At 70.4% G+C, this 24619-nt stretch carries 23 protein-coding genes; 20 read left to right on the forward strand and 3 right to left on the reverse strand.

The window, feature by feature from the left end; all coding sequences use genetic code 11:
• Window positions 1-92 precede the first annotated feature (92 nt).
• From hisF to hisI, 3 genes are read left to right on the forward strand one after another with little or no spacing between them, the layout of a single operon-like run.
• Complete coding sequence (gene hisF, locus LV79_RS20880; protein WP_253839491.1) at window positions 93-866, forward strand: imidazole glycerol phosphate synthase subunit HisF; 774 nt, start codon at window positions 93-95, stop codon at window positions 864-866.
• Entirely contained in the window at window positions 863-1219 is a 357-nt protein-coding gene (locus LV79_RS20885) for a hypothetical protein (protein WP_253839493.1), read from the forward strand. Before hisF ends, LV79_RS20885 begins: the two co-directional genes overlap by 4 nt.
• Entirely contained in the window at window positions 1206-1556 is a 351-nt protein-coding gene (hisI, locus tag LV79_RS20890; RefSeq protein ID WP_253839499.1) for a phosphoribosyl-AMP cyclohydrolase, read from the forward strand. Before LV79_RS20885 ends, hisI begins: the two co-directional genes overlap by 14 nt.
• A gap of 433 nt (window positions 1557-1989) precedes the next feature.
• On the opposite strand, the gene LV79_RS20895 is transcribed toward hisI, so the two are convergent.
• Window positions 1990-2595, reverse strand: a complete 606-nt coding sequence (locus LV79_RS20895) for a TetR/AcrR family transcriptional regulator (protein ID WP_253839501.1) — start codon at window positions 2593-2595, stop codon at window positions 1990-1992.
• 93 nt (window positions 2596-2688) lie between these two features.
• On the opposite strand from LV79_RS20895, the gene LV79_RS20900 reads away from it, so the two are divergent.
• The 13 genes from LV79_RS20900 (at window position 2689) to LV79_RS20960 (ending at window position 19521) form a co-directional block, all read left to right on the forward strand.
• Window positions 2689-4248, forward strand: a complete 1560-nt coding sequence (locus tag LV79_RS20900) for an anthranilate synthase component I (protein WP_253839503.1) — start codon at window positions 2689-2691, stop codon at window positions 4246-4248.
• Window positions 4241-4759, forward strand: a complete 519-nt coding sequence (locus tag LV79_RS20905; RefSeq protein WP_253839505.1) for a Trp biosynthesis-associated membrane protein — start codon at window positions 4241-4243, stop codon at window positions 4757-4759. Before LV79_RS20900 ends, LV79_RS20905 begins: the two co-directional genes overlap by 8 nt.
• 124 nt (window positions 4760-4883) lie before the next feature.
• Entirely contained in the window at window positions 4884-5693 is an 810-nt protein-coding gene (gene trpC / locus LV79_RS20910) for an indole-3-glycerol phosphate synthase TrpC (RefSeq protein WP_253839513.1), read from the forward strand.
• Window positions 5672-6928, forward strand: a complete 1257-nt coding sequence (gene trpB / locus LV79_RS20915; protein WP_372495381.1) for a tryptophan synthase subunit beta — start codon at window positions 5672-5674, stop codon at window positions 6926-6928. Before trpC ends, trpB begins: the two co-directional genes overlap by 22 nt.
• Complete coding sequence (gene trpA, locus LV79_RS20920; RefSeq protein ID WP_253839526.1) at window positions 6928-7722, forward strand: tryptophan synthase subunit alpha; 795 nt, start codon at window positions 6928-6930, stop codon at window positions 7720-7722. Before trpB ends, trpA begins: the two co-directional genes overlap by 1 nt.
• Window positions 7723-7804: 82 nt before the next feature.
• Window positions 7805-8938, forward strand: a complete 1134-nt coding sequence (gene lgt, locus LV79_RS20925; protein ID WP_253839537.1) for a prolipoprotein diacylglyceryl transferase — start codon at window positions 7805-7807, stop codon at window positions 8936-8938.
• A 149-nt stretch (window positions 8939-9087) separates the two neighbouring features.
• Window positions 9088-13653, forward strand: a complete 4566-nt coding sequence (gene gltB / locus LV79_RS20930; protein WP_253839546.1) for a glutamate synthase large subunit — start codon at window positions 9088-9090, stop codon at window positions 13651-13653.
• Window positions 13646-15166 carry a glutamate synthase subunit beta gene (locus LV79_RS20935; protein WP_253839548.1) on the forward strand — a complete coding sequence of 507 codons (1521 nt, stop codon included), beginning with the start codon at window positions 13646-13648 and terminating at the stop codon, window positions 15164-15166. Before gltB ends, LV79_RS20935 begins: the two co-directional genes overlap by 8 nt.
• A gap of 362 nt (window positions 15167-15528) precedes the next feature.
• A complete protein-coding gene (locus tag LV79_RS20940) occupies window positions 15529-15957 on the forward strand; it encodes a hypothetical protein (RefSeq protein WP_253839550.1) in 429 nt (142 codons plus the stop codon).
• A gap of 108 nt (window positions 15958-16065) precedes the next feature.
• Window positions 16066-16839, forward strand: coding sequence for an aminotransferase class IV (locus LV79_RS20945; RefSeq protein ID WP_253839555.1), 774 nt, complete (start codon window positions 16066-16068; stop codon window positions 16837-16839).
• Complete coding sequence (locus LV79_RS20950; protein WP_253839557.1) at window positions 16836-17498, forward strand: DUF2461 domain-containing protein; 663 nt, start codon at window positions 16836-16838, stop codon at window positions 17496-17498. The genes LV79_RS20945 and LV79_RS20950 overlap by 4 nt, the downstream gene beginning before the upstream one ends.
• A gap of 96 nt (window positions 17499-17594) precedes the next feature.
• On the forward strand, window positions 17595-19019 hold the full coding sequence (gene pyk / locus LV79_RS20955; protein ID WP_253839559.1) for a pyruvate kinase: 1425 nt from the start codon (window positions 17595-17597) through the stop codon (window positions 19017-19019).
• A gap of 10 nt (window positions 19020-19029) precedes the next feature.
• Window positions 19030-19521: a GNAT family N-acetyltransferase gene (locus tag LV79_RS20960; RefSeq protein WP_253839561.1), complete on the forward strand. Its 492-nt coding sequence runs from the start codon at window positions 19030-19032 to the stop codon at window positions 19519-19521.
• 1117 nt (window positions 19522-20638) lie between these two features.
• Here LV79_RS20960 and LV79_RS20965 read toward each other — a convergent pair.
• Window positions 20639-21151, reverse strand: coding sequence for an AAA family ATPase (locus LV79_RS20965; RefSeq protein ID WP_253839563.1), 513 nt, complete (start codon window positions 21149-21151; stop codon window positions 20639-20641).
• Between the two features lie 69 nt (window positions 21152-21220).
• On the opposite strand from LV79_RS20965, the gene tesB reads away from it, so the two are divergent.
• On the forward strand, window positions 21221-22102 hold the full coding sequence (gene tesB / locus LV79_RS20970) for an acyl-CoA thioesterase II (protein ID WP_253839565.1): 882 nt from the start codon (window positions 21221-21223) through the stop codon (window positions 22100-22102).
• Window positions 22103-22187: 85 nt separating this feature from the next.
• Here tesB and LV79_RS20975 read toward each other — a convergent pair whose 3' ends face one another.
• Window positions 22188-22565 (reverse strand): hypothetical protein, encoded by a 378-nt coding sequence (locus LV79_RS20975; protein ID WP_253839566.1) that lies wholly within the window; start codon window positions 22563-22565, stop codon window positions 22188-22190.
• Between the two features lie 509 nt (window positions 22566-23074).
• On the opposite strand from LV79_RS20975, the gene LV79_RS20980 reads away from it, so the two are divergent.
• From LV79_RS20980 to LV79_RS20990, 3 genes are all read left to right on the forward strand, one after another.
• A complete protein-coding gene (locus LV79_RS20980; protein WP_253839568.1) occupies window positions 23075-23932 on the forward strand; it encodes a helix-turn-helix domain-containing protein in 858 nt (285 codons plus the stop codon).
• Window positions 23933-23953: 21 nt separating this feature from the next.
• Complete coding sequence (locus LV79_RS20985) at window positions 23954-24157, forward strand: DUF397 domain-containing protein (protein WP_204455203.1); 204 nt, start codon at window positions 23954-23956, stop codon at window positions 24155-24157.
• Between the two features lie 293 nt (window positions 24158-24450).
• Complete coding sequence (locus tag LV79_RS20990; RefSeq protein WP_253839576.1) at window positions 24451-24615, forward strand: hypothetical protein; 165 nt, start codon at window positions 24451-24453, stop codon at window positions 24613-24615.
• Window positions 24616-24619 lie beyond the last annotated feature (4 nt).

Below are 24619 nucleotides of genomic sequence, written 5' to 3' on the forward strand. Positions count from 1 at the left end.
ACACCACAGCACCTGAACCCCGCGATCCGCAGGCTTCGGGGCGGGCGAGGCAGACGCGGAGGGTGGGGGTCGCAGGCCGTAGGCTGGGCGGCATGGCAGTAGCGGTCCGGGTCATTCCTTGTCTTGACGTCGACGCTGGTCGGGTGGTCAAGGGGGTCAACTTCACTGATCTCGTCGACGCCGGGGATCCGGTTGAGTTGGCGGCGGCTTATGACGCCGAGGGGGCCGATGAGCTGACCTTCCTGGATGTCACCGCGTCCTCTTCGGACCGGGAGACGACGCTGGACGTGGTTCGGCGGACCGCTGAGCAGGTGTTCATCCCGTTGACCGTCGGTGGTGGGGTGCGCACCGTTGAGGACATCGACCGGTTGTTGCGCGCGGGTGCGGACAAGGTCGGCATCAACACCGCCGCCATCGCACGGCCCGAGTTCCTGCGCGAGGCCTCCCACCGCTACGGCGCCCAGTGCGTCGTGCTGTCGGTCGACGCCCGCCGGGTGCCTGAGGGGACGCAGCCGACCCCGTCCGGGTTCGAGGTCACGACGCACGGCGGCAGGCGCGGTACCGGTATCGACGCCGTCGAATGGGCCGCGCGGGGCCAGGAGTTGGGCGTCGGCGAGATCCTGCTCAACTCCATGGACGCTGACGGCACCAAGGCCGGGTTCGACCTCGAGCTGATCCGGCTGGCCCGCGCCCGCGTCGACGTGCCGCTGATCGCCAGCGGGGGAGCGGGCGACCTCGCGCACTTCCCGCCCGCCGTCGCGGAGGGGGCGGACGCGGTGCTGGCCGCCAGCGTGTTCCACTTCGGACAGTTGCGGATCGGCGAGGTGAAGGACGCGCTGCGCGGCGCCGGGGTCGAGGTCAGGTGACGCGTCCGCTGGAGATCAGGTTGGCGAGCCTGCTGCTGGTCGGGTCGGCGGTCGCGTTCGTCGTCTTCGGCCTGGTGCGGCAGGATTGGGCCAACCTGAGGTTCCCGGCGATCCTCGGCGTCCTCGGGCTGCTGGCGGGGGTGAGCGCGTTCGTCGGCAAGTACGCCGGCGCGGTGCTCGCGGTCGTGGTGCTCGCCGCGGTGGCGCACACGGCGATCGCGTTGAGCCTGGACCTGGTGTGGGTGCGGGTCGGCTCGGGGGTGTTGGCCGCGGCGCACGTGTACGCCGGGGTGTTGGTGCTGACCCGCCCGGCGCGGGTGTTCATGGGGAAGGTGAGCGGTGACGAGTCTTGACCCGGCGATCGCGGCGCGGCTCAAGCGCAACGCGGACGGACTGGTGTGCGCGGTGGCCCAGCAGCGCGGGACCGGCGAGGTCCTGATGGTGGCCTGGATGGACGACGAGGCGTTGCACCTGACGCTGACCACCCGCCGCGCGACGTACTTCTCCCGCAGCCGCGGCGAACTGTGGGTCAAGGGCGCCACCTCCGGCAACACCCAGGCCGTGCACGACGTCCGCCTCGACTGCGACGGCGACACCGTCCTGCTCACCGTCGACCAATCCGGCCCGGCTTGCCACACCGGCGCCCGCACGTGCTTCGACGCCGACCTCTTGCTCGCCCCAGCGGACTAACCCGGTCTGTCCACAACCCCCACCCTTGTCCACAGCGACGGCTTGATCGGTGCCGTGCCGAGGCCCCCGACGCTAGGCTGGATTCGGGGGCTGCTCTGTCGGGTGGCCATGATCACGCCGCTGCCGCCCGAGGTCACCGTTGCACCCGCGAGCCCCAGCACCGCCACCGCGTGCCGCCAGCCCAAGACCCGAGGTCGCGCCGTGAAACACCGATCACCTCGATGCCCGCCACCACCAGCTCGGCGCCCGCCGACCCACCCCGGGACGGCTCGCGGGCGGGTGATCATCGGGCGGGTGATCATGGCGCCGCGCTGAGCAGCCCCCGAATCCAGCCTAGTGGTCGGCGGCTAGCGGGAGCGCGGACTGAATCCCCGCTGTGGATGAGCGCGGGGGGATGTGGACAACTGGCCGCGGGATCACCGGCGAGACCGCGTCAGGCCAGTGGGCCGGTCAGGTAGCGCTGGAGGGTCGGGCCGACGGCCTTGACGACGGTTTCCACGTCGGTCGCGGTGATCGGGTCGAACTTGGCGACGTAGCGGACCACGCCGAGGCCGATCATCTGGGAGGCGACCAGGTTGGAGCGGAGTTCGCCGTTGTCGGTGGCGACGCCCGCGAGTTGGCCGAAGACGTTGGTGTGGAAGAACTCACGCAGGGCCTTGGCGACCTTCTCGTGGGAGGCGACGCTGCGGATCATGGCGGCGAAGATGCCGCCGTCGTGGGCGTCCCAGATGGTGAGGAAGGTGCGGACGATGCGCTCGCCGAGGGTGACCGGGTCGCCGGTGCCCAGGACCTGGGCGAGCTGCTCGCGCGGGTTGAACGGCAGTTGCAGCACGGCCTCGGCGAAGAGGGCCTCCTTGCCGCCGAACCAGTGGTTGACCATGGCGGCGTCCACCCCGGCCTTGCGGGCGATGGCGCGCACGGTGGCGCCGTCGTAGCCCTGCTCGGTGAAGACCTCCCTGGCCGCGGTCAGCAGGGCGGTCCTGGTGTCGGTCCCGCCCGGACGCCTGCCGCGGCGCCGTTCGCCGTTGGAGCTAGTCACCCGACCATCATGGACTACCCGGTGACTCCCCTCAACACGTGTTGAAATATGGCCCGGGGTAACCCGGTGGCGCGCGCACGGCAGAATGACCCCATGGTGAGCGCGATCGGTGTCCCCGCCCGAACCCCCGTCGGGACCGGCGGCATGGGCGAGGTGAGTCCGTCCAGGGAGCAGTTCCACGCCCTGGCCGCCGACCGGCGGGTCATCCCGGTGGTGCGGCGGGTCCTGGCCGACGCCGAGACCCCCGTCGGGGTGTACCGCAAGCTGGCCGGTGACCGCTCCGGCACGTTCCTGCTGGAATCGGCCGAGAACGGCCGGTCGTGGTCGCGGTGGTCGTTCATCGGCGTGCGCAGCCCGGCCGCGCTGACCGCCACCGGCGGCGAGGCGCACTGGACCGGCACCCCGCCGATCGGCCTCCCGCAGGGCGGCGACCCGCTCGACGCGCTGCGCGAGACGGTCCGGCTGCTGCACACCGACCCGCTGCCCGGCCTGCCCCCGCTGACCGGCGGCATGGTCGGCTTCATCGGCTACGACGCCGTGCGCCGCCTGGAGCGGCTGCCCGAGCTCGCCGAGGACGACCTCGAGCTGCCGGAACTGGTCATGCTGCTGGCCACCGACCTCGCCGCGTTCGACCACCACGAGGGCGCCATCACCCTCATCGCCAACGCGGTGAACTGGGACGACTCCCCGGAGCGGGTCGACGCCGCCTACGACGACGCGGTGGCCAGGCTCGACGCCATGGTGCTGGGCCTGCAGACCACCGCCGCGCCCACCGTGGCCACCTTCGACCGGCCGACCCCGACCTACACCCGCAGGCGCGAGCCCGAGGAGTTCCAGGCCGCGGTGCGCAAGGCCAAGGACGCCATCCGCGCGGGCGAGGCGTTCCAGATCGTGCTCTCGCAGCGCTTCGAGGTGCGCACCGAGGCCGACCCGCTCGACATCTACCGCGTGCTGCGCACCACCAACCCCAGCCCGTACATGTACCTGCTGCGGCTCGACGGGTTCAGCATCGTCGGCTCCAGCCCGGAGGCGCTGGTCACCGTGCGCGACGGTCGGGCGACCACGCACCCCATCGCGGGCACCCGGTGGCGCGGGGCCGACCCGGAGGAGGACCAGATCCTGGAGAAGGACCTGCTCGCCGACGAGAAGGAGCGCGCCGAGCACGTCATGCTGGTCGACCTGGGCCGCAACGACCTGGGCCGGGTCTGCAAACCGGGCACCGTGCAGGTCGTCGACTTCTTCCGGGTCGAGCGCTACAGCCACGTCATGCACATCGTCTCGACCGTCACCGGGGAACTGGCCGAGGGCAAGACCGCGTTCGACGCCGTCGCCGCCTGCTTCCCCGCGGGCACCCTCTCCGGGGCCCCAAAGCCCCGGGCGATGGAGCTGATCGAGGAGCTGGAACCCACCCGGCGCGGCCTCTACGGCGGCGTCGTGGGCTACCTGGACTTCGCCGGGGACGCCGACACCGCCATCGCCATCCGCACCGCCCTGGTGCGCGACGGGGTGGCCTACGTGCAGGCGGGCGCCGGGGTGGTCGCCGACTCGAACCCGGCGGCCGAGGACACCGAGTGCGTCAACAAGGCGGGCGCCGTGCTGGCCGCCATCGCCACCGCCGAGACCATGCGCCCGGCGACCGAGACCCGTGGCTGACCCGGCGCCGACCCCGGGCAGACGTCCACTGTGGATCGTCGTGGGCCTGCTGCCGCTGGCCGCGGCGGCGCTGTGGGGCGCGGCCGAACTGACCTGGGAGCACATCACCCGGGGTAGGCCGGGCACCGACGTCACGGTCACCGTCGACGTCACCGGCGGTGAGGTCGTACCCGCGTTGGTGCCGTTGGCCGTACTCGCGGTCGCTGCCGTCGCGGGCACGCTGGCCTTGGGCGGCGTCTGGCGGCGCCTGCTGGGCGTCGTCGTGGTGCTGCTCGGCGTGGTCCCGGTGTACGCGGGCATCACCGAGGGCACCGAACTCGCTGGTCGGGCCCTCGCGGTGACCGGAGGCGCGCTGGTGCTCGCCGCCGGGGCCGTGCTCGTGGCGCGCGGCCACCGGGTACCCAGGCTCGGGGACCGGTACCGCAGCCCCGGGGCGGTGAAGGAGACCGCGCGGGTCGAGGACGACCTGTGGCAGGCGTTGTCGGAGGGGGAGGACCCCACGCTCAGATGACTCCGAACTGAGAGCGAGGACCCGGTTCCGAGGTGGGGAACGGGCCGGAGTTAGCATCAATTCGGCGGGAAGGGGCAGTGGTTGTGAGGGACTACACCAGTCAGACGTCGGTCCGGGGTGCGAAGTGAGCATTCTGGACTCGATCATCGACGGTGTCCGGGAAGACCTCGCCGAGCGCGAGGGGGCCGTTCCCTTCGACACCATCAAGGAATTGGCGGCCAAGGCCGCGCCACCGCGCGACGCGCTCACCGCGCTGCGCGGCAACGACGTCGGCGTCATCGCCGAGGTCAAGCGGCGCAGCCCGTCCAAGGGCGAGCTGGCCAGCATCGTCGACCCGGCGGCGCTGGCGGTGGACTACGCCGCGGCGGGCGCCAGGGTCATCAGCGTGCTCACCGAGGGCAGGCGCTTCGGCGGGTCGCTCGCCGACTTCGACGCGGTCCGCGCCAAGGTCGACATCCCGTTGTTGCGCAAGGACTTCATCGTCGGCCCGTACCAGGTGCACGAGGCCCGCGCGCACGGCGCCGACCTGGTGCTGCTGATCGTGGCCGCGCTGGAGCAGAACGCGCTCGCGTCGCTGCTCGACCGGGTCGAGTCGCTGGGCATGACGGCGCTGGTCGAGGTGCACACCGCGGAGGAGGCCGACCGCGCCCTGGAGGCGGGCGCGCGGGTCATCGGCATCAACGCGCGCAACCTGCACACCCTTGAGGTCGATCGGGACGTCTTCGGCAGGCTGGCCCCCGGGCTGCCCGCCGAGACGATCAAGATCGCCGAGTCCGGGGTGCGCGGGCCCAGCGACCTGATGACCTACGCGGGTGCCGGTGCCGACGCGGTGCTGGTCGGCGAGGGCCTGGTGGCCACCGACGACCCCAAGGCGGCGCTGGTCCAGCTGGTGACGGCGGGCTCCCACCCGGCGTGCCCGAGGCCCGGCCGATGACCGACGAGAAGCCTGAAGTCGATCCACACGCCCCTGGTCAACACGACCCCGACACAAAGGGCCACTTCGGCCCGTACGGTGGCCGGTTCATGCCGGAGGCGCTGATCGGGGCGCTCGACGAGCTGTCGGCCGAGTACGACAAGGCCAGGCTGGACCCGGAGTTCACCGCCGAGTTCACCCGGCTGCTGCGCGACTACGCCGGACGGCCCTCGCTGCTCACCGAGGCGCCGCGCTTCGCCGAGCACGCGGGCGGGGCGCGGGTGTTCCTCAAGCGCGAGGACCTCAACCACACCGGCTCGCACAAGATCAACAACGTGCTCGGCCAGGCGCTGCTCACCAAGCGGATGGGCAAGGAGCGGGTCATCGCCGAGACCGGCGCCGGCCAGCACGGCGTGGCCACCGCCACCGCGTGCGCGCTCATGGGCCTGGACTGCGTGGTCTACATGGGCGAGGTCGACACCGAGCGGCAGGCGCTCAACGTCGCCAGGATGAAGCTGCTCGGCGCCGAGGTCATCCCGGTCACGTCCGGCTCGCGCACGCTCAAGGACGCCATCAACGAGGCGCTGCGCGACTGGGTGACCAATGTGGACACCACGCACTACCTGCTCGGGACCGCCGCCGGTGGGCACCCGTTCCCGGTGATGGTGCGCAACTTCCACAAGGTCATCGGCATCGAGGCGCGCGCCCAGTTCCTGGAGCAGACCGGGCGGCTGCCCGACGTCGTCACCGCCTGCGTCGGCGGCGGCTCCAACGCCATCGGCATCTTCCACGGGTTCATCGACGACCCCGGGGTCCGGCTGGTCGGCATCGAGCCGGGTGGCAAGGGCATCGAGACCGGTGAGCACGGGGCGACGCTGGGCCACGGCAGCCCCGGCATGCTGCACGGCGCCATGTCCTACCTGCTGCAGGACGAGGACGGCCAGACCACCGAGGCCTACTCGATCTCCGCGGGCCTGGACTACCCGGGCGTCGGCCCGGAGCACGCCTGGCTCAAGGACACCGCTCGCGCCGAGTACCGGTCCGCGACCGACGACGAGGCCATGCACGCCTTCCAGCTGCTCTCGCGCACCGAGGGCATCATCCCGGCCATCGAGTCGTCGCACGCGCTGGCGGGGGCCCTCAAGCTCGGCCAGGAACTGGGTCCCGAGGGGCACATCCTGGTCAACCTGTCCGGTCGCGGCGACAAGGACATGGACACGGCCGCGAAGTACTTCGGCTTCTACGAGGAGTCCTGATGGGCGCGTTGGACTCGGTGTTCGCGCGGACCCGGGGTGAGGGTCGGGGCGCGCTCATCGGCTACCTGCCCGCCGGGTTCCCCACCGTGGACGGCTCGGTCGACCTGTTCAAGGGCATGGTCGACGCGGGCTGCGACCTGGTCGAGGTCGGCGTCCCGTACTCCGACCCGGTGATGGACGGCCCGGTCATCCAGGCCGCCGCCGAGACCGCCCTGAAGGCCGGGTTCCGGCTGCGGGACCTGTTCACCGTCGTCGAGGCGGTGTCGGCGGCCGGTGGTCGCGCGGTCGTGATGACCTACTGGAACCCGGTGTTCCGCTACGGCGTCGACGCGTTCTCCCGCGACCTCGCCGCCGCCGGTGGCCTTGGCATCATCACGCCCGACCTCATCCCGGATGAGGGCGCCGACTGGATCGCCGCCTCCGAGGCGCACGGCCTGGACCGGATCTTCCTGGTCGCGCCGTCGTCGTCGGAGGAGCGCATCGCCAGCACCGTCGCCGCGTCGTCCGGCTTCGTCTACGCCACCGCTGTCATGGGCGTCACCGGCGCCCGCGACCAGGTCGGCACGTCAGCGGCGGGCCTCGTCGAGCGGACCCGCGCGCACACGTCGCTGCCGATCGGCGTCGGCCTCGGTGTGCGGTCCGGCGCCCAGGCGGCCGAGGTGGCCTCCTTCGCCGACGCCGTGATCGTGGGCTCGGCGTTCGTGACCCGCGCCCAAGAGGGCGTCCCCGGCGTGCGCGCCCTCGCGGCCGAACTGGCCGACGGCGTCCGCACCGCTCCGACGCCAATCGGGTGAACGGTGGTGCCCGTCCTTCCCACTCGGGCTGGTACGGGCACCACTTCACGGCCAGGCCACCCCGTCCCGTTACGGTAACCTCGTGACGAGCGCCTCCACTGTCTTCCTGGCGAGCATCCCCAGTCCGGACCGCGGTGTCTGGGAGCTGGATCTGGGGGTCTTCACCCTTCCGCTGCGGGCCTACGCGCTGTGCATCATCGCGGGCATCATCGTGGCCATCTACTGGGGTGAGAAGCGCTTCGTCGCGCGCGGCGGGCAGCCGGGGACGGTGCTCGACGTCGCCGTGTACGCGGTGCCGTTCGGCCTGGTCGGCGGGCGGCTCTACCACGTCGCCACGGACTACTACCGGTACTTCGGCGAGGGCAAGAACCCGCTCAACGCGCTGCGGATCTGGGACGGCGGCCTGGGCATCTGGGGCGCCATCGCGCTCGGCGCGGTCGGCGCCTGGATCGGCTGCCGCCGCAAGGGCGTGCCGCTGCCCGCGTTCGCCGACGCCATCGCGCCGGGGATCATCACCGCCCAGGCCATCGGGCGGGTCGGCAACTACTTCAACCAGGAGCTCTACGGCGGTCCGACCGACCTGCCCTGGGGCCTGGAGATCTACCGGCGGGTCAACGAGTTCGGCCAGGAGGACCCGCTCAACGGCATCGCCGAGAGCCACGTGCTCGTCGACGGCAGCCCGGTCCACCCGACGTTCCTCTACGAACTCGTGTGGAACCTGCTGATCGCGCTCCTCGTGGTGGTGCTCGACCGCAAGCTGCGCCTGGGCCACGGCCGCGCGTTCGCCATCTACGTCGCCGGGTACACCGTGGGGCGCGGTCTCATCGAGATGATGCGCACCGACCCGGCCACCATGGTCGCGGGCCTGCGGATCAACGTGTGGACGTCGATCCTGCTGCTCATCGGCGCGCTGGTGTACTTCGTGCTGGCCGCCAAGCGCGGACCGCGGGAGGACCTGGCCGCGCTGGTGCCCGCCGACCCGGACAAGTCCGACACCGAGCAGTCCGACGCTGAGAAGTCCGACGAGTCCGATGCCGACGAGTCCGAGAAGGACGACGAGGACAACGACGAGGACGAGGACGACGACGAGCGGGAGAAGGCGCCCGTGTCGGCCGCGACCGACGGCGGCGCCACTGAGGTAGGCGCAGCCAAGAACAGCGCCACCAAGGCCGGTGACGTCGACAAGGACGGTCCGGAGACCTCCGCCAAGCAGTAGTGGCCGCCGGTCGCGGAAGTGCCGTCGGTGTTTCCGGGCTGTTAAGCTCGAACCACACACCTCGCGGGCCGCTGCCGTCCCGCGCCCAGGACCGGTTCGCGCCCCGTGCGCACCGGCCCAGCGCGTGATCGCAGACAGGAGGCCTACCCATGCTGTTCTCGGCCTTTCCGCGTCCTGACGGGCTCTACGACCCGACCGCCGAACGGGATTCCTGTGGCGTGGCCATGGTCGCCGACATCCAGGGCCGCCGCTCGCACGGCATCGTCGCCGACGCGCTGACCGCACTGGCCAACCTCGAGCACCGCGGCGCAGCGGGTGCCGAACCGACCAGTGGCGACGGCGCCGGGATCCTCGTGCAACTGCCTGACGACCTGCTGCGCGCCGAGGTCGGTTTCACCCTGCCCGAACCGGACGAGAACGGCGCGCACGGGTACGCCACCGGTCTGGCGTTCCTGCCGGCCGACGTCGACCGCCGCGCCGAGGCTGTCGCGGTGATCGAGCGGACCGCCGAGCAGGAAGGGCTGCGGCTGCTGGGGTGGCGCGCCGTCCCGATCGACCCGGACGCCGCCGACATCGGGCCGACCGCGCGGTCGGTGATGCCGCACTTCGCGATGCCGCTGCTGGCCGGGTACCCCGACAGCGAGGGCCGGTGTCCGACCGGGATCGAGCTCGACCGGTTGGTGTACTGCCTGCGCAAGCGGGTCGAGCACGACAGCGCCGCCGCCGGGTGCGGGGTGTACTTCCCCTCGCTGTCGGCGCGAACCGTTGTCTACAAGGGAATGCTGACCACCGCGCAGCTGCCCGCGTTCTTCCCCGACCTGCGCGACCCGCGGCTGCGCAGCGCCATCGCGCTGGTGCACTCCCGGTTCTCCACCAACACCTTCCCGTCGTGGCCGCTGGCGCACCCGTTCCGGTTCGTCGCGCACAACGGCGAGATCAACACGGTGCGCGGCAACCGGAACCGGATGCGCGCCAGGGAGGCGCTGCTCTCGGCCAGCCTGCTGCCCGGCGACGTGAGCAGGCTGTTCCCGGTCGTCGACCCGGACGGCTCGGACTCGGCGTCGTTCGACGAGGTGCTGGAGCTGCTGCACCTGGGCGGCCGGAGCCTGCCGCACGCGGTGCTGATGATGATCCCGGAGGCGTGGGAGAACCACACCGGGATGGACCCGGCGCGCCGCGCGTTCTACCAGTTCCACGCGAGCCTGATGGAGCCGTGGGACGGGCCCGCGTGCGTCACCTTCACCGACGGGTCGTTGGTCGGGGCGGTGTTGGACCGCAACGGTTTGCGGCCCGCGCGCTGGTGGCGGCTCGCCGACGACCGGGTGGTGCTGGCGAGCGAGACCGGCGTGCTGGACGTGCCGCCGGAGCAGGTCGTCGCCAAGGGGCGGCTGCAGCCGGGCCGGATGTTCCTGGTGGACACCGCCGCGGGCCGGGTCGTCGACGACCAAGAGGTCAAGGACGCCCTCGCCGCGCGGCACCCGTACGAGGAGTGGCTGCACGCGGGGCTGCTGAAGATCGCCGACCTCCCCGACCGCGAGCACGTCGTCCAACCGCACGAGTCGGTGCGGCGCAGGCAACTCACCTTCGGCTACACCGAGGAGGAGCTGAAGGTCCTGCTGACCCCGATGGCGGTCACCGGCGCGGAGCCGATCGGGTCGATGGGCACCGACACCCCGCCCGCCGCCCTGTCGCAGCGCGCGCGGCTGCTCTACGACTACTTCAAGCAGATCTTCGCCCAGGTCACCAACCCGCCGCTGGACGCCATCCGCGAGGAGATCGTCACCTCGGTGCAGCGGATCATGGGGCCGGAGCAGAACCTGCTCGAACCGGGACCGGCCTCGTGCAGGCACATCCAGTTGCCGTACCCGGTGATCGACAACGACGAGCTGGCGAAGCTGATCCACGTCAACGACGACGGCGACCTCCCCGGCCACGCGTGCACTGTCCTGTCCGGACTGTATGAAGTGGATGGTGGTGGGGCGGCGCTGACGGCCGCCGTCGAGCGGGTCCGCCAGGAGGCCTCGGACGCGATCGCCGCCGGGGCCAGGACCCTGGTGCTCTCCGACCGCGACTCCGACCACCGGATGGCGCCGATCCCGTCGCTGCTGCTGGTGTCCTCGGTGCACCACCACCTGGTGCGCACCAAGGAACGGCTGCGGGTGGCGCTGGTGGTGGAGAGCGGCGACGCCCGCGAGGTGCACCACGTCGCGCTGCTGCTGGGCTACGGCGCGGCGGCGGTGAACCCGTACCTGGCGTTCGAGACCATCGAGGACCTGATCACCGGCGGCGCGATCACCGGCGTCGAGCCGCGGGTGGCCATCGGCAACTACGTCAAGGCGCTGGTCAAGGGCGTCCTGAAGATCATGTCGAAGATGGGCATCTCGACGGTCGGCGCGTACACGGCGGCGCAGGTCTTCGAGTCCTTCGGCCTGGCCTCGGCCGTGCTGGACGAGTACTTCACGGGGACGACGTCGAAACTCGGTGGGGTAGGGCTTGACGTTATCGCCGCCGAGGCGCGCGCCCGGCACCGTCGGGCCTACCCGGACAACCCGGCTGACCGCGTGCACCGGCGGTTGGACGTGGGTGGCGAGTATGCGTACCGGCGTGAGGGTGAGCTGCACCTGTTCACGCCAGAGACCGTGTTCCTGCTCCAGCATGCGACTCGTACCGGCCGCGAAGAGGTCTACCGCGAGTACAGCGCCGAGATCGACAGGCTTAACCGGGCCGGTGGGGCGCTACGGGGGATGTTCCAGCTACGGCAAGCGGCTACGCCGATCCCTCTGGACGAGGTCGAGCCGATCGAGGCAATCCTGTCTCGGTTCAACACGGGCGCGATGTCCTACGGCTCTATTTCCGCCGAGGCGCACGAGACGCTCGCGATCGCGATGAACATGATCGGCGGTCGGTCCAACACCGGTGAGGGCGGCGAGGATCCGGACCGGCTGCACGACCCCGCCCGGCGTTCGGCGATCAAGCAGGTGGCGTCCGGCCGGTTTGGCGTCACCAGCGAATACCTGGTCAACGCGGACGACATCCAGATCAAGATGGCGCAGGGCGCGAAGCCGGGCGAGGGCGGGCAGCTGCCGCCGAACAAGGTGTACCCGTGGATCGCGCGGACCCGGCACTCCACCGCCGGGGTCGGGCTGATCTCGCCGCCGCCGCACCACGACATCTACTCCATCGAGGACCTCGCCCAGCTCATCCACGACCTCAAGAACGCCAACGAGAACGCGCGCGTGCACGTCAAGCTGGTGTCCGAGGTCGGGGTCGGCACGGTCGCCGCCGGGGTCTCGAAGGCGCACGCGGACGTGGTGCTGATCTCCGGGCACGACGGCGGCACGGGCGCGTCGCCGCTGAACTCGCTCAAGCACGCCGGGACGCCGTGGGAGATCGGGCTCGCCGAGACCCAGCAGACGCTGGTGCTCAACGGGTTGCGCGACCGGATCACCGTGCAGGTCGACGGGGCGCTGAAGAACGGCCGGGACGTGATCGTGGCCGCGCTGCTGGGCGCCGAGGAGTACGGGTTCGCGACCGCGCCGCTGATCGTCGCGGGGTGTGTCATGATGCGTGTGTGCCACCTGGACACGTGTCCGGTAGGGGTCGCCACGCAGAACCCGGTACTGCGCGAGCGGTACACAGGGCAGGCCAAGCACATCGTCAACTACTTCCGGTTCGTGGCCCAAGAGGTCCGGGAGCACTTGGCGGCTCTAGGGTTCCGCACGCTCGATGACGCTATCGGGCACGCTGAGCTGCTGTCGGCCGATAGCACTGTCTCGCACTGGAAGGCGCAGGAGCTTGACCTGACGCCGGTGTTCGCGGTGCCGGAAACGCCCTATGGCACCGCGCGGCGCCGTGTCCGCGCACAGGACCACGGGCTCGCGCACGCTCTAGACCGGACCCTGGTGCAGTTGGCGGAAGCCGCGCTTGAGGATGCTCACCCGGTGCGGTTGGAGCTACCGGTGCGCAACGTCAACCGGACCGTAGGCACGCTGCTCGGCTCGGAGGTGACGCGGCGCTTCGGGGGCGACGGTTTGCCTGACGGCACGATCCAGGTGCGGCTCACGGGGTCAGCCGGGCAGTCTCTTGGCGCGTTCCTGCCGCGGGGGATCACGCTGGAACTGTTCGGTGACGCTAACGACTACGTGGGCAAGGGACTGTCCGGTGGTCGGATCGTGGTCCGGCCGCACGAGGACGCTGTGTTCGCCGCCGAGCAGCAGGTCATCGCGGGCAACGTGATCGCGTACGGCGCCACGTCCGGCGAGGTGTTCCTGCGCGGCCGGGTGGGAGAGCGGTTCGGCGTGCGCAACTCCGGGGCGGTGATCGTCGCCGAAGGGGTCGGTGACCACGCCTTCGAGTACATGACCGGTGGGCGGGCCGTCGTGCTGGGGCCGACCGGGCGCAACCTGGCGGCGGGCATGTCCGGCGGGGTCGGGTACGTGCTCGACCTGGACCCGGCGCTGGTCAACACCGACATGGTCGAGCTGCAACAGCCCGCGGCCGACGACCTGCGGTGGCTGCGGGAGACCATCACCCGCCACCAGGCGTGCACCGGCTCCGCGGTCGCGGCGTCCCTGCTGGGTGACTGGACCCGGCGTGCGGCGGGCTTCACCAAGGTCATGCCGCGCGACTACCAACGCGTCCTCGCCGCCATCCGGCTGGCCAACGCCGAGGGCCGCGACGTCGACACGGCCATCATGGAGGCCTCCCGTGGCTGATCCGAAGGGGTTCCTGAACCACCAGCGGGCCGACGCGGCGAAGCGGCCGGTCGAGGAGCGGCTGGGCGACTGGCGCGAGGTCTACCGGGAGCTGCCGCTGGTCGAGCGGGACCGCGAGGTCGGCACGCAGGCGAGCCGGTGCATGGACTGCGGGATCCCGTTCTGCCACTCCGGGTCGGCAGGCTGCCCGCTGGGCAACCTGATCCCCGAGTGGAACGACCTGGTGCGCCGCGGCGACTGGGCGATGGCGGGGGAGCGGCTGCACGCGACCAACAACTTCCCCGAGTTCACCGGTCGGCTGTGCCCGGCGCCGTGCGAGGCGGCCTGCGTGCTGGCCATCTCCCCGGACGCGGGCGGCGCGGTCGCGATCAAGCGGGTGGAGAGCACGATCGCGGACGTGTCGTGGGAGCGCGGCTACGTGACGACTGTGCGGTCCACTGTGTCCTCTGGGCGGCGGGTCGCGGTCGTGGGTTCTGGTCCGGCGGGGTTGGCGGCGGCGCAGCAGTTGACCCGGGCGGGGCACGAGGTGACCGTATTCGAGCGCGACGACCGGCTTGGCGGGCTGCTGCGGTACGGCATCCCCGAGTTCAAGCTGGAGAAGAAGGTTCTAGACCGGCGGCTGGCGCAGCTGCGGGCCGAGGGGACGCGGTTCGTGACCGGGTGCGAGGTCGGGGGGACCGGGCCGGGGGCGTTGTCTGTGGAGCGGTTGCGCGCGGAGTACGACGCCGTGGTGCTCGCCGTGGGTGCACTGCGCGGCCGGGACGTCTCGGATGTCCCCGGGCGGTCTTTGCACGGGGTGCATCTAGCCATGGACCACCTCGTTCCCGCTAACCGTGCTTGCGAGGGCGATGGGCCTACCTCCATCGACGCGCGCGGCAAGCACGTCATCATCATCGGCGGCGGTGACACTGGGGCTGACTGTTACGGCACGGCTGTCCGGCAGGGGGCGTTGTCTGTCACGCAGCTTGACCAGTACCCGATGCCGCCGCAGTCGCGTGACTCCACTCGGTCGCCTTGGCCTGTCTGGCCATGGATCCTGCGCACTTACGCTGCTCACGAGGAGGGTGGCGAGCGCCTCTTCGCTGTGGCAGTGGAGTCTTTCGTCGGTGACGCTACCGGGGCCGTTAAGTCTGTCCGGCTGCGTGAAGTCAAGGTGAGTAAGGACCCCGCTACCGGTGTTCGTGCTGTTGTCCCTGTGGGGGAACAGGTTCGCGAACTACCAGCTGACTTGGTGCTGCTCGCTATCGGCTTCGAGGGCGTCGAGCACATGCCGCTGCTAGAGGGACTTGGACTGGCTCTTAGCCCGCGCGGCACCGTTGCTTGTGGGCAGGACTGGCAGACCGCGACTCCTGGCACCTTCGTGTGCGGCGATGCTCACCGTGGCGCGTCCTTGGTCGTGTGGGCTATCGCTGAGGGGCGGTCGGTAGCGCACGCCGTCGACGCGTACCTGACCGGTGCGTCGGACCTGCCTGCTCCTGTCAGGCCTAACGCATTGCCTTTGTCTGTGGTGTGATTTCAGTGTTGCCGTTCGCGGTTTAACAACTTGGCCCGATTCTATGCCGGGTTCGTATGGCTGACAACGGCGCCGACGCCCGAACCGGAGGCAGCGACACCTCCTACGCCTCCCACACACACACACAACCGGCGCCGCCGCTCTAATCCTCCACGCCCACCCCACCCAACCCCCCCCCCACAAACCCGCGACACCCTTCGCCTATTCAGACGCCGCACCCCTCGGTCCCCCCGCGCCACGGAGTCCCAGCCGATGGCCGCCGCGGCGGTCCGCGATTCGTGCTTGTGGAGTCCAGCGCGACTCCGTATGGTCAGTACGGAGTCCACCACGAGTCGGTACGAGTCCACACCGAGGAGACAACGATGTCTGATGAGCTGCGCACTGTCGTCGTGCAGGCGATCAAAGACGCGGAAGCTCTGCACCTGCGACTGAAAGGCGCCCTCGCCATCCTGGACGGTGAGGTGACCGTCGACCTCGGACGGCAGGGCACCTGGACAAAGGGGGAGGTGGCGGCGCTATGGGAAAAGTCGAACCACCTGCCTGGAGTCAGATCGCTGTTCGACATCACGGCGAGCCGCGACGGCGAGCGGGTGACCTTCACCGAGTTGCTCGCCCACTCCGGCCTGGACGGCAAGCAGCAGGGAAACGAGCACGCGCGATTGAGCAGGGTGGCGGCTGACCTGTTCGGGGCGAAGCGGTGGCCGATCGAGAACTGGCAGGGGGCATCCGGCGAGATGATCTACCGGATGCGCACGGAGATCGCGATCTGGTGGCGTGAGATTTCGGGCTGACCTAACCGGGCAAGGTTCCCCGCGCCGCTAAGAGGCGGTGGCGGGGAGCCTTGCGGCAGCAGGAGGAGGGGAAGACTCCGCGACAGGGGCGTGCGAGACTGCGGGGCGATGAGTGCGCAGCCTGACATCCCCGCGTCCCTGGCCCTGGTCAACTACGGGCACTTCACTTCCATGCTGCTCACCGCCGGTAGAGCTAGAGGGCTCGCGCGGCATCTGGAGCGGTTGAATCGCGATGCGTGGATCGTGTTCGGCCAAGGGCTCGATGAGGGCACCGTGCGGCAGGCGATTCGGGCGGCCGTTGACGGTAAGATTGAACCGTTGGCGGTACGGGTCACCGTGCACGCGCCGGGGTTTGATCCGCGCAAGCCGGAGGCCGACGTCGAGCCCGAGGTCGTGGTGACCACCAGCGCCCCGCCGCAGGTAGGTGGGCCGCTCAAGGTCCGGACCGCTGGGTACCAGCGCGATCTGCCGCAGGTCAAGCACGTCGGCACCTTCGGGCTGTTCTACCAGCGCAGGCTCGCCCGCCGGGCCGGGTTCGACGACGTGCTGTTCATCGGGGGTGACGGGCAGGTGAGCGAGGGGTCCACCTGGAACGTGTGCTTCCTCGACGAGGACGGCACGCTCGTCATCCCGACCGCGCCCGCGTTGCCCGGGATCGCGCTGGGGCTGATCCAGAGCGGCCTCGCGCGCACCGGTGCCCAGGTCCAGGCCCGCCCGGTGCAGGCCAGCGAGCTGCCGTCGTTCCGGGCCGCGTTCGCCACCAACGCGCTCGCGCCGGTGCGGCCGATCAGCCACGTCGACGAGGTCGAGTACAAGGTGGACGAGGACGCCACGGCGCGGCTGACCCGCGCGTACGAGTCGACCGCCGGGGAGCGGGTGTGAGCTTCGACGGGTTCGGCGAGTACGCGGTCGACTTCTTCGACGGCCTGGTCGTCGACAACTCCAAGGCCTACTGGGACGCGAACAAGGCAACCTACGACACCGACGTGCGCGCGCCGATGACCGCGCTGCTCGGCGAGCTGGAGAAGGAGTTCGGCGGCGAGTTCGGCAGCCCGAAGGTGTTCCGCCCGCACCGCGACGTCCGCTTCGCCAAGGACAAGCGGCCCTACAAGGACCACTGCGGCGGCGTCATCGAGTCCGGTCGCGGCTCGGGCGCCTACTACGTCGAGGTCGGCCCGGACGGCCTGCGGGTCGGCGGCGGGTGCTTCCACATGGAGTCCGACCAGCTCGCCCGGTTCCGTGCCGCCGTCGCCGAGGAGATCCACGGCGACCCGCTGCGCGACATCCTGGCCGAGCTCGAGCGCGCGGGCTGGAAGATCCTCGGCGACCGGCTCAAGACCGCCCCGCGCGGGTACGCCAAGGACCACCCGCGGCTGGACCTGCTCCAGTACCGGTCGGTGTACGCGGCGCGGGTCTGGCCGCCGGACGACACGCTGCACGAGCGCGGCTGCCTCACCCGGGTGCGCACGGCCTGGCGGCAGCTGCGGGCGTTCAACGAGTGGGCCAGTGACCACGTGGGGTTGACCGATCGCGGTCGGTAGCTGACACGTAACCAGAGGTAGAACACTCTGAATCGAGTCGGTCAATCGGGGAGTTCATCCTGATCGGTACAGCGAGCGCGGCTAAGCTGTTCAGGTGTGAACCGACGAGCGAAGATCGTGTGCACTATGGGCCCGGCCACCGCGACCCCCGAGCGGGTGCGTGACCTGGTGGCGGCGGGCATGGACGTGGCGAGGATGAACTTCAGCCACGGCAGCCACGGTGACCACAAGCAGGTCTACGACCTGGTCCGCGCCGCGGGTGACGAGGCGGGCCGCGCCGTGGGCATCCTGGCCGACCTGCAGGGACCGAAGATCCGCCTCGGCACGTTCGCCAACGGCCCGGTCGAGTGGCGCACCGGCGACGTCGTGCGCATCACCGTGGAGGACGTGGCGGGCACCCACGACCGGGTCTCCACCACCTACAAGGGCCTGGCCACCGACGCCAAGCCGGGCAACCAGCTGCTGGTCGACGACGGCAAGGTCGGCTTGGTGGTCACCTCCGTCGACGGCCAGGACGTGGTCTGCGAGGTCACCGAGGGCGGTCCGGTCAGCAACAACAAGGGCCTGTCGCTGCCCGGCATGGACGTCTCGGTGCCCGCTTTGTCCGAGAAGGACATCGAGGACCTCGAGTTCGCCCTGCACCTCGGCGTCGACTTCATCGCGCTGAGCTTCGTGCGCTCGCCCGCCGACATCGACCTGGTGCACCAGGTGATGGACCGGGTGGGCAGGGGCAGGCTGCCGGTGATCGCCAAGCTGGAGAAGCCGGAGGCGGTGGACAACCTCGAGGCCATCGTGCTGGCCTTCGACGGCGTCATGGTCGCCCGCGGTGACCTGGGCGTGGAGCTGCCGCTGGAGCAGGTGCCGCTGGTGCAGAAGCGCGCCATCCAGATCGCGCGGGAGAACGCCAAGCCGGTCATCGTGGCCACCCAGATGCTCGACTCGATGATCAGCAACTCCCGGCCGACCCGCGCGGAGGCCTCCGACGTGGCCAACGCGGTGCTCGACGGTGCCGACGCGCTGATGCTCTCCGGTGAGACCAGCGTCGGCCGGTACGCCATCGAGTCGGTGCAGACGATGAGCCGCATCATCGAGGCCGTGGAGGCCGAGCGCCCGACCGTCCCGCCGCTGACCCACGTCCCCCGCACCAAGCGCGGCGTGATCTCCTACGCGGCCCGCGACATCGGCGAGCGGCTCAACGCCAAGGCCCTGGTCGCCTTCACCCAGTCCGGTGACACCGTCAAGCGCCTGGCCCGCCTGCACACCCGGCTGCCGCTGCTGGCGTTCACCCCGGAGGCCGGTGTCCGCAGCCAGCTCGCGCTGACCTGGGGCACGGAGACGTTCCTGGTCCCGGAGGTCGACTCCACCGACCGCATGGTCCGCCAGGTCGACCAGTCCATGCTCTCCATCGGCCGCTACCAGCCGGGTGACCTCGTGGTGATCGTCGCGGGTTCCCCGCCCGGCACGGTCGGCTCCACCAACCTCATCCGCGTGCACCGCCTCGGCGAGGAAGACCACGCCTGACCCTGGTCCGGTGCCGGAGCTTGTGCGCTCCGGCACCATACTGGGCCCGGTGATTGCTCTAGTCCCGGTGTCGTTGCCGGACAAGGCAGTGTTGGCGAACCTGGTCCAGCTCTACCTGCACGACTTCTCCGAGTTCCGCACCGTTGCGCTGTCACCCCAGGGGACGTTCAGCTACCCGTACCTGGACCAGTACTTCGTCGACCCCGACCGCGAAGCGCACTTCATCACGGTGGATGCGGCGCTCGCTGGGTTCTCCCTGGCACGGATCGAAGCCGGCGCGTGGACAGTGGCAGAGTTCTTCATCGCCCGCGGCTACCGCCGCCGCGGCATTGCTCGCACGGCAGCGCTGTTGCAACTGGCCCTGCATCCGGGCCCATGGACCATCGAATACGACAACGCCAACCACCCCGCCGCAACGTTGTGGCACTCCATCGCCCCGTTAACGGCGACCGAGACCCGGCTGCAGGCCCCCGCGCGCACACGACTGTCCTTTGTGGTTTGATGTCTTCGATCTTGCTCTCGCACAACTTCGCCCACGCTCGGCGCCGGAAGCCTTGCCTGTGCACGTTTTCCCTGGTTGACGTTGGATGGCCACTCTGGATTTCCGTCTTCTGGGTGACAGAAGTTATCCACATGTGGATCTCCGCGGGGCCTGTTTCAAGATCGCCCGTCGGGGGGTGCCGGTAGACTGGACCTGGGCCGCCCCCCGGAGAGGGTGGGGGCCGGGCTGGGGTGGGACCGCGCGCGTGCGCGAAGCGGCGTTGGTTGGGGTAAGAGGCGCGGAGCGGCCCGCCTGGGCGAAGTGGACTGGCGGGGCCAGGATGGTGTGCGGCTAAGAGGGTTCGGTAGCTATGGGCGGCGTTGAGTCTGTCGCGCCAAACGCGGGGTAGCGCGTGGTGTCGGGTCGGACTGGTTGGGCCAAGAGGCCCCGGTGGGGCCGAACGTGCTCGGTGGTGCAACGTGGGCCGGTAGGGCGATGCGGGCTCGGTAGGCCAAACGATTGCGGTTCCTGGTTCGTGGAGGCCGCACGGGCTCGTTCGTGGGATTACAGCGGGAACGGTGTAGCGGGGTTTGATTCGAACGCAGGCCGCACTTGGCGGATCGGTCGAGCGTATTGATTGTCCACTATGGACAAGCGGGGTCGATTCTGGCGACCGGATGATCACTCGGGAAGCGACTTTCCTACTGTGACGGCGTTTCGGCGAGGGGTGGCGTCGTGAGCAGGGTGTTTTTTGCTGTGGGGGTAAGGATGTTCCGTCTTCTGGGTGACAGAAGTTGTCCACATGTGGATCTCTGCGGGGGTGCTTTCAAGATCGACTGTCGGTGGGTCCCGGTAGACTGGCCCAGGGACGCCCCCCGGAGAGGGTGGGGGCCGGGCCGGGGTGGGACCGTGCGCGGGCGCGAAGCGGGGGCGCCGTGGGATGCGGGGGCGGTGCGGGGCGCAGGGGTGGAGTGGGCGCGGCGTGGCCGGGGGTGGGGGTAAGGAGTGGGGGTGGTGTGGGCGAGTGGGGGCGGGAGTTGTTTCTGGGTAAGGGGAGTGGGATCGGGGGTATGGGATTTGGGTAGGGCTGGGTGGGGGAAGAGGGAACGGGTGGGGGGCTGTGTGGGTGTAAGAGGGGTTAGGGGGTTAGTAGGTAGGCGCCTGTGGTGAGGGCGTTGAGGATTGTGGTGGTGGTTTGGGCGGGGGTAAGGGTTGTGGTGTCTAGGGCGTGGTGGGCGAGAGGGCCTAGGGAGGCGAATTGGCGGTGTAGGGACAAGATGGGGGTTTGGTCGGTGAGGGCGGGGGCTTCGCGGGTGGTGGCTCGGGTGAGGGTTGTGGGTTCGGTGGGGGTTAGGACTATGTAGTGCAGGGGGTGGGGGCCGAAGGTGGGGAGGAACCAGGGGCCGATGATTCCGTCGCAGATGACTTGGTAGCCGGCATTGGTGTAGGCGTGGGTTGTGGTGGCGATGATGTTCATGACGGCGGTGTTCTGGGTGTGGGCTTCGGGGAGGTGGGGTGGGATGGGGGCGGTGATGTAGTGCCAGAAGTCGTCTGTGTGGAGGTGGACGCTGCGGGGGAGGTGGGGGGCTAGGAGGCGGGCGATGGTGGTTTTGCCTGCGCCGGGAGGGCCGGTCAGGATTATTGGGGGCATGGGGGAAAGAGTAGGGGAAGCGAGGGGTTCGTCCACTGAGGACGCAAGGGGGAGGGCTAGCCTGGGGGCATGACGGAGGACGGGGCAGCGCGGGGGCAGGGTGTGCTTGATCGGTTGGTCGAGCTGCTGGACCTGGAGCGCATCGAAGACGACATCTATCGCGGGGTGAGCCCGGAGCACTCGTCGGTGCGGGTGTTCGGGGGGCAGGTGGCGGGGCAGGCGCTGGTGGCGGCGGGACGGACGGTGCCCGCGGAGCGGGGGGTGCACTCGTTGCACGCCTACTTCATCCGGGGTGGGGATCCCAGTGTGCCGATCGTCTACGAGGTGGACCGGATCCGGGACGGGCGGTCGTTCACCACGCGGCGGGTGGTCGCGGTGCAGCGCGGGAAGGCGATCTTCGCGTTGTCGGCGTCGTTCCAGAGCGTCGAGAGCGGCATCGACCACGCCGAGGGGATGCCCGAGGTGCCGGACCCGGAGACGCTGCCCACGCACGCCGAGCGGATGACGCCGGACCTGCGGGCCAAGTTCGGGGACTGGGCGGACCGGCCCCGGCCCATCGACGTGCGCTACGTCAGCGAGCCGCCGTGGTTGTCGCGGGAGACCGGGCCCCGCGACGCGCGCAACCAGGTGTGGATGCGGACCGACGGCAAGCTCGCCGACGACCCGTTGCTGCACGTCTGCGTGCTCGCCTACGCCTCGGACATGACGCTGCTCGACGCGGTGCTCGCCCGGCACGGCGTCTACTGGGGGACCGACAAGGTCATGGGCGCCAGCCTCGACCACGCGATGTGGTTCCACCGCCCGTTCCGCGCCGACGAGTGGATCCTCTACGACTGCGCGTCGCCGAGCGCCTCCGGTGGGCGCGGGCTGGCGACCGGTCGGTTCTTCACCCGGGACGGGACGCTGGTGGCGACCGTCGTGCAGGAGGGGCTGCTGCGGGTGGTCGGCTGAGCGGTGGGACCCGGGTCGTCGGGGGAGATGACCCGGGTCCCACCTGGCGGGGCCGCGCGAGGGGGTGGGTTCGCGTGCCCCGGGTCTAGCCCGCCAGCCTGGTGCGGTGGCCGTCGACGAGCCCCGCGCCGCTGACCACGCGGCGGTCGGCGGCTCTGTGGCTGTCCGCGGTGTCGTCGTGGGCGCCGTCCTCGTTGACCAGCAGGCACAGGTGCGCGGTCAGGTACGCCCGGCACGGCGACGGGGCGCGGGTGAACAGCCGGGTCCGGCAGGTGGGGCAGCGGCCGTCGCGGTCGGGGCGGTGCTCGTCGAGCACCGCGCGCAGCGCGGCGACGACCCTGGGCAGTTCGGTGCGGGCGAGCCTGGCCGCGTCGGTGTCGTCGTCGGCGCGGGCGTGGTCGCTCAACTCCGCGAGGTAGTCCCGCAGCGACGCCGCCATGTGCCCGAAGATGGACCCGCTCACCCTGTGGCCTCCCGCCCTGTGATCGATCCCGCCTGCCCGCGCCGACGGGGAAAGCCCGCGCCACCGGGGAATCCACGCCGCCCGCGGCGATTCCCGCGAAACCGCAACCGGAACCGCACCGGATCCGTGATCGGCCAACCGTTCCCGGCGGACGCTCTCAAGCGGACGGCCGAATCGGCCGATGACTCCCTGGTGCGCCCCACGCCCCCCGACGGGTTCGGCTTCCCTGTCCGCCGCGTCCGATTCGCCTGCGTTCGCGCTTTCATGGTCAGAATGCATTGTGGCAGCGACATTCTGCAAGTTGCACCACACGATCGGGTGACCATCGGCGATTCGGCCGCGCGTTCCCACCTGGTGTGAGCGCGACCGCCCCGCTGCTTGTGCTCGACAAGATCAGCATCGACACTTGCCCACGGCGCGCGGACGATCCGCGCCGCGCGGGCGCGTCCGCCCCCGCCGACCAACCAGCCCACGACCGCGTTCGGCGCGGTCGGAAACGAGGTGCAGAAGTGACCCGTGGACCCAGTCCGACGGTCCGCCGCCGCAGGCTCGCCGCCGAACTGCGGCGTTTCCGGGAAGCGGCGGTGCTGACCATCGACGAGGTCGCCGACAAACTCGAGTGTTCCGCCTCCAAGGTCAGCCGGATCGAGACCGGGCACGTCAGCGTGACCCCCCGCGACGTGCGGGACATGGCCGAGCTCTACGGCATCGTCGACGAGCAGCGCGACGCGCTGGTGCAGCTGGCCAGGGAGGCCAGGCAGAAGGGCTGGTGGCACGCCTACAACGAGGTGTTCACCGGTGCCTTCGTCGGTCTCGAGGCCGATTCGTCGTCGCTGCGCGCCTTCCAGGCGCTGATCGTGCCCGGCCTGCTGCAGACCCCGGCCTACACCAGGGCGGTGCTGCGGGCGATCCGCCCGGACGCGCAGCAGGCGGAGATCGACATGCGGGTGGAGGCCAGGCAGACCCGCCAGCGGCTGCTCACCGACGCCCGGCCGCCGGAGTACTGGGCGGTCATGGACGAGGCGGTGCTGCGCAGGCTCACCGGCGGCCCCGAGGTGATGGCCGAGCAGCTGCTCAAGATGGTGCAGGTGGCCGAGCTGCCGAACGTGAACCTGCAGGTGGTGCCCTTCGCCGCCGGGGCGCACGCCGGGATGGAGGCGCCGTTCCTCATCCTCGGCTTCCCCGACCAGATCGACCCCGACGTCGTCTACGTGGAGAGCACCGCCAACGGCGTCTACCTCGAGTCCCCAGCCGATGTCCACAAGTACTCGTTGTTGTTCGACCACTTGCGTGCGGCGGCGTTGCGACCGGACGACTCCGTCGGCCTGGTCCAACGGATCGCGGAGGAGTTGATCCGTGATTCCTGAATAACACGAGAGGAGTGGGGCGTGACTGTTTCTGACCTCGCGAGCGCCGAATGGCGCAGGAGTAGCCGCAGTTCGGGCAACGACTGCGTGGAGCTCGTGATAGGCGGAAGCGGCGCGACGGTGCGCGACTCCAAGAACACGGAGTTCGGGCACCTGTCGTTCGCGGACATCGAGTGGACCGCCTTCGTCGGTGCCGTGAAGGGAAACCTTCTCGCGGCGAGGTAATCCAGCCGCGCGGCGCCTGAGCCCGGGATGATCGACAGCATCCCGGTCCGGGACCCACTCGGTGGCGGGGCCACGGCTCGCCGTGGCCCCGTTCCCCCTCACGCACCCACTCCCACCCCTTACCCCACCAGCGCGAACCGACCCCTTACCCCGCGCGATGACCGGGTCCGGACGCCCCGGGTAAGGGTTGGTAAGGCCGAGACTGCGCGATCACCCGATCTCCCACCCCCTCCCTCAGCGGCACCGTTGTCGTCAGCCGGGGAGACCGGCGGAACCGAGAGGGAGTGATCCACGTGGAGTGGACGACGGAAGCGGTCCGGGCCGAGGTCAACTACCGCACGCACGGCACCATGGACCGCACCAGCCGCCTGCACCTGCACGAGGTGCGCCGCGCGCCCTGGTGGCGGCGGCTGTCCGGGCAGCGCCCGGACCCGAGGCAGGGCGACCGGGCCGCCTGAGCGC

This window comes from Actinokineospora globicatena (assembly GCF_024171945.1).
Taxonomy (GTDB): Bacteria; Actinomycetota; Actinomycetes; order Mycobacteriales; family Pseudonocardiaceae; genus Actinokineospora; species Actinokineospora globicatena.

What these genes read in the sequence shown, in the direction of transcription:
- hisF (WP_253839491.1), top strand. Translation starts at nt 93, where the DNA reads ATGGCAGTAGCGGTCCGGGTCATTCCTTGTCTTGACGTCGACGCTGGT.
- LV79_RS20900 (WP_253839503.1), top strand. Translation starts at nt 2,689, where the DNA reads ATGGTGAGCGCGATCGGTGTCCCCGCCCGAACCCCCGTCGGGACCGGC.
- trpA (WP_253839526.1), top strand. Translation starts at nt 6,928, where the DNA reads ATGGGCGCGTTGGACTCGGTGTTCGCGCGGACCCGGGGTGAGGGTCGG.
- gltB (WP_253839546.1), top strand. Translation starts at nt 9,088, where the DNA reads ATGCTGTTCTCGGCCTTTCCGCGTCCTGACGGGCTCTACGACCCGACC.
- LV79_RS20940 (WP_253839550.1), top strand. Translation starts at nt 15,529, where the DNA reads ATGTCTGATGAGCTGCGCACTGTCGTCGTGCAGGCGATCAAAGACGCG.
- LV79_RS20945 (WP_253839555.1), top strand. Translation starts at nt 16,066, where the DNA reads ATGAGTGCGCAGCCTGACATCCCCGCGTCCCTGGCCCTGGTCAACTAC.
- LV79_RS20965 (WP_253839563.1), bottom strand. Translation starts at nt 21,151, where the DNA reads ATGCCCCCAATAATCCTGACCGGCCCTCCCGGCGCAGGCAAAACCACC.
- tesB (WP_253839565.1), top strand. Translation starts at nt 21,221, where the DNA reads ATGACGGAGGACGGGGCAGCGCGGGGGCAGGGTGTGCTTGATCGGTTG.